This is a genomic window from Mycobacterium sp. TH-M103, from assembly GCF_057473785.1.
The window spans coordinates 1-4,527 of record NZ_JBYCLG010000168.1 but is presented as its reverse complement, the minus strand read 5'-3'; the positions used below and the strand labels follow the sequence as shown (position 1 = coordinate 4,527).

The following is a 4,527-nucleotide window of genomic DNA, read 5'->3' as shown; positions in this document are numbered from 1 at the left end:
CAGGTCCAGGTCGAGCCGGGTCTCGCGGACCTGCCACGGTTCGACCGGGAACGATTCGTCGGTGATCATGATCGCAGCAGATCGCCGAGATCGGTGACCACGACGTCGGCGCCGTTGCTGCGCAGGTCGTCGGCCTGGCCCACCCGATCGACACCCACCACGTAGCCGAAATCACCGGCCCGGCCGGCCGCCACGCCCGACAGCGCGTCCTCGAACACCGCTGCCGCCTGGGGCTCCACACCGAGCAGCTGGGCCGCGCGCAGGAACGAGTCCGGGGCCGGCTTGCCGGCGAGGTGCTCCTCGCGCAGCGTGACACCGTCGACCCGCTTCTGCACGAACCGATCCAGGCCGCCGATCTGCAGAACGTCGTCGGCGTTGGCGCTGGCGGACACCACGGCGATGCCCAACCCCGCGGCTGAGACCGCCTCCAGGTAGCGCCGCGACCCCTCGAACACCGCGACGCCGTCCTCGTGCAGGACCTTCTGGAACATCGCGTTCTTGCGGTTGCCCAGGCCGTACACCGTGTCGGCGTCGTCGGGATCGTCGGGACTGCCGTCGGGCAGTTCGATCTCGCGGCTGTCGAGGAACGAGCGGATCCCGTCCTCGCGCTTCTTGCCGTCCACGTAGCGCCGGTAGTCGGCGTCCGGGTCGAAGGGGACGAACTTCTCGCCCGTGCGCTCGGCCCGTTGCGACAGGAAGGCGTCGAACATGGTCTTCCAGGCCTTGGTGTGGACGCTGGCGGTGTCGGTGAGCACACCGTCCAGGTCGAACAGGCAGGCATGTACCTTCTCTGGCAGGCCGAGCCCTGGGCTCACGGTGGACCTCTCTCTCCTGGTGTCGGGGACCGGTGACTAGATAGGCCATACCCACTCCACCATGTCGCGCTGCGCGCCGCCACCGAGTCGTCCGACCCGGGCCCGGCACGGTGGCGGACCGGTCGCGGGACGGGCGCCCTCTAAACTTTGCGGCGTGACGAAAGCTGGTGATCTCGAAGCGGCGGCGCCGCGGCCGGTGCTGGTGGTCGACTTCGGTGCGCAGTACGCGCAGCTGATCGCCCGGCGGGTCCGCGAGGCGCGGGTGTTCTCCGAGGTCGTCCCGCACACCGCCGCGATCGAGGAGATCAAGGCCCGTCGCCCGCTGGCGCTCGTGCTGTCCGGCGGACCGGCCAGTGTCTACAGCGAAGGCGCGCCGCAGATCGACCCTGCGCTGTTCGACCTGGGGATCCCGGTGTTCGGCATCTGCTATGGGTTCCAAGCGATGGCGCAGGCCCTCGGGGGGACCGTCGCCCACACCGGCACCAGTGAGTACGGCCGCACCGAACTGGAAGTGACCGGCGGGGAACTGCATTCGGGCCTGCCCGCGACCCAGCCGGTGTGGATGAGCCACGGCGACGCGGTCACGGCCGCGCCGCACGGGTTCGAGGTGGTGGCCAGCAGCCCAGGCGCCCCGGTGGCCGCCTTCGAGAACGTCGAGCGGCGCCTGGCCGGCGTGCAGTACCACCCGGAGGTGATGCACAGCCCGCACGGGCAGCGGGTGCTCAGCCGGTTTTTGCACGACTTCGCCGGGGTGGGCGCGGACTGGACGCCCGCCAACATCGCCAGTGCGCTGGTCGAGCAGGTGCGCGCGCAGATCGGTGAGGGCCGGGCGATCTGCGGGCTGTCGGGCGGCGTCGATTCCGCGGTGGCCGCCGCGCTCGTACAGCGCGCCATCGGTGACCGGTTGACCTGTGTGTTCGTCGACCACGGGCTGCTGCGCGCCGGCGAGCGCGCCCAGGTGCAGCGCGATTTCGTGGCCGCCACCGGTGCCAATCTGGTCACCGTCGACGCGGCGGACACGTTCCTGAACGCGCTGGCCGGTGTGCACAATCCCGAGGGCAAACGCAAGATCATCGGCCGGCAGTTCATCCGGGCGTTCGAGGGCGCGGTGCGTGACATCGTGGGCGACAGCGGTTCTGACGTCGAGTTCCTGGTGCAGGGCACGCTGTATCCGGACGTGGTGGAATCCGGCGGGGGCAGCGGCACCGCGAACATCAAGAGCCACCACAACGTCGGCGGCCTGCCCGACGACCTGAAGTTCACGCTCGTCGAGCCGCTGCGGCTGCTGTTCAAAGACGAGGTGCGTGCGGTCGGGCGGGAACTCGGCCTGCCGGAGGAAATCGTTGCGCGCCAACCATTTCCGGGACCCGGGCTGGGCATCCGGATCGTCGGCGAGGTCACCGCGCAGCGGCTGGACACGCTGCGGCGCGCCGACTCGATCGCGCGCGAGGAGCTGACCGCGGCGGGCCTGGACAACCAGATCTGGCAGTGCCCGGTGGTGCTGTTGGGCGACGTCCGCTCGGTCGGGGTGCAGGGCGACAACCGCACCTACGGGCACCCGATCGTGTTGCGGCCGGTGTCCAGCGAGGACGCGATGACCGCCGACTGGACGCGGGTGCCCTACGAGGTGTTGGAGCGCATCTCGACCCGCATCACCAACGAGGTGGCCGAGGTCAACCGCGTGGTGCTCGACATCACCAGCAAACCGCCCGGCACGATCGAGTGGGAATAGCCGGGACGCCGGGGCCGGCATCCGGCCCCCGGCCGCGCACGGCCGCCGTCGAGACCGGGCCGCGTCCCGGGCGGTGCGCGGATTGCCCGCCTTCGCGCGACAATCGCGCCGGCCGTGGTAAGCCTGTTGTCTTCCCACGGGGCCACCCGTGGTAGACGTGACGTGGCCGGGCACGGAAAGGTGAAGCCATGACCACACTCGACATCGGTGTCTACGTGCCGCAGATGGGGTTCACGTATTCCGACGTGTTGCATCGCGCGCTGCGCTGCGAGGAACTCGGCATCGGCTCGGTGTGGCTCTACGACCACATGTACGGGCCCGGCGCCCCGACGGTTCCGTCGCTGGAAGCCTGGACGCTGGCGACCGCGCTGCTGGCCCGTACCGAACGGCTCCGCGTCGGACACATGGTGCTGTGTAACCAGTTCCGCCACCCCGCGGTGCTGGCCAAGATGGTGACCACGCTCGACCAGATCTCGGGCGGCCGGATCGAGCTCGGCCTGGGCAGCGGTTCCATCCCCGACGAGCATCACCGAATGGGCCTGCCGTGGGGCACTTTCCGCGATCGTTCCGAGCGCCTCGGCGAGGCGCTCGAGATCCTCACGCAGGCGTTCGCCGAAGAGCGGGTCGACTTCACGGGCAGGCACTACACGGTCGAGGACATGCCGATCGTCCCCGGGCCGGTGCAGAGGCCGCGTCCACCGATCGTCGTCGGCGGCGTGGGGGAGAGGTTCACGCTGCCGCTGGTCGCCCGGTACGCCGACGTGTGGAACGTGCCCACCTATGCGCTGGCCGAGCTGGAGCGCAAACGTGACGTGCTGCGCGCCTGCTGCGCCGACATCGGACGCGACCCGGACGACATCGTGTTGTCGGTCGAGGCCGTCATGGCGCTCGCGCCCGACGACGCGGCGCTGCCCGAGGTCCGCGCGATGGCCGAAAAGCGTTTTGGCGCACCGGCTTTCGGACTGCACGAGGGCGGCCTGGTCGGAACCGCGCCGCAGATCGTGGACCGGATCAAAGAGCTGGAGGGGCTGGGTTTCAGGCAGATCGTGCTGTTCACCCACGATCGCGGCAGCGACCCGACGCTGGAACTGCTGGCGTCGCGGGTGCTCGGCGCACTCTGAGCGGGTCGGCCACCGGGACGCCGTCAAAACGCTGCTCAAAAGCACCATCAGCCACACCGGCACCGAGCGCATAAAGCCGCCCCTCGCGTTGCTTGACGGTTGGCTTGACGGCGTTCAAGGGCGGGTGTTTACTCGCGATATCGAACATACTTTCGAATATAGGGAACGGGTATGACATCGGCTATCGCCTCCGATCGGCGCCGGGAAAACCGCGCCGAGCAGCTGGAATCGCTTCGCCGGCGGATGGCCGTGTTGTCCGGGAAGGCGTCCGGGGGAATCGGCGTCGACGACCCGCTGCCGGAATCGGAAGCCCGGTTGGCGCTCCCGCAGTGGCTGGCGGATGCGCTGCCGGTGGCGTTGCCGCGGGGGACGGTGGCGGTGCTGTCGGGGGCGCGGTCGCTGCTGCTGGGCGTGGTGGCCGCGGTCACGGCGGCCGGGGGCAACGCGGCCATCGTCGGCCAGCCCGACATCGGGTTGCTGGCCGCCGTGGAGATGGGCGCGGACCTGAGCCGGATCGCGGTGATACCCGATGCCGGAACGGATCCGGTGGAGGTGGCCGCGGTGCTCGTCGACGGCATGGACCTGGTGGTGCTCGGCCTGGGCGGGCGGCGGGTGCCGCAGACGCGGGCGCGGGCGGTGGTGGCGCGCGCCCGCAACAGGGGCTGCACCCTGCTGGTCACCGACGGTGAGTGGCAGGGGGCCCCGACCCGGCTCGCGGCCCGGGTCTGCGGTTACGAGCTGACGGCCGGGGGGCGGCCGGGCTTCGGGCGCATCGGCAGGGTGCGGCTGCAGGTCGGCGGGGTGTGCGCGGGCCGGACGGTCGGCCGGGCGCGGACGGGGTGATTCCGGTGGCTTCTTC

The 4,527-nt window shown here is 70.5% G+C and carries 4 protein-coding genes; 3 read left to right on the top strand and 1 reads right to left on the bottom strand.

Translation table 11 applies throughout. The annotated features are described in order from the left end of the window. Positions 1-65: 65 nt before the first annotated feature. Positions 66-815, bottom strand: coding sequence for a beta-phosphoglucomutase family hydrolase (locus AC2VOR_RS09420; RefSeq protein WP_486963671.1), 750 nt, complete (start codon positions 813-815; stop codon positions 66-68). Positions 816-969: 154 nt separating this feature from the next. On the opposite strand from AC2VOR_RS09420, the gene guaA reads away from it, so the two are divergent. The 3 genes from guaA (at position 970) to AC2VOR_RS09405 (ending at position 4,511) form a co-directional block, all read left to right on the top strand. Next, positions 970-2,547 (top strand): glutamine-hydrolyzing GMP synthase, encoded by a 1,578-nt coding sequence (guaA, locus tag AC2VOR_RS09415; RefSeq protein WP_369740310.1) that lies wholly within the window; start codon positions 970-972, stop codon positions 2,545-2,547. 188 nt (positions 2,548-2,735) lie between these two features. Then, positions 2,736-3,668 carry an LLM class flavin-dependent oxidoreductase gene (locus tag AC2VOR_RS09410; protein WP_369740308.1) on the top strand — a complete coding sequence of 311 codons (933 nt, stop codon included), beginning with the start codon at positions 2,736-2,738 and terminating at the stop codon, positions 3,666-3,668. Positions 3,669-3,839: 171 nt separating this feature from the next. Next, complete coding sequence (locus tag AC2VOR_RS09405) at positions 3,840-4,511, top strand: hypothetical protein (protein ID WP_369740306.1); 672 nt, start codon at positions 3,840-3,842, stop codon at positions 4,509-4,511. Positions 4,512-4,527 lie beyond the last annotated feature (16 nt).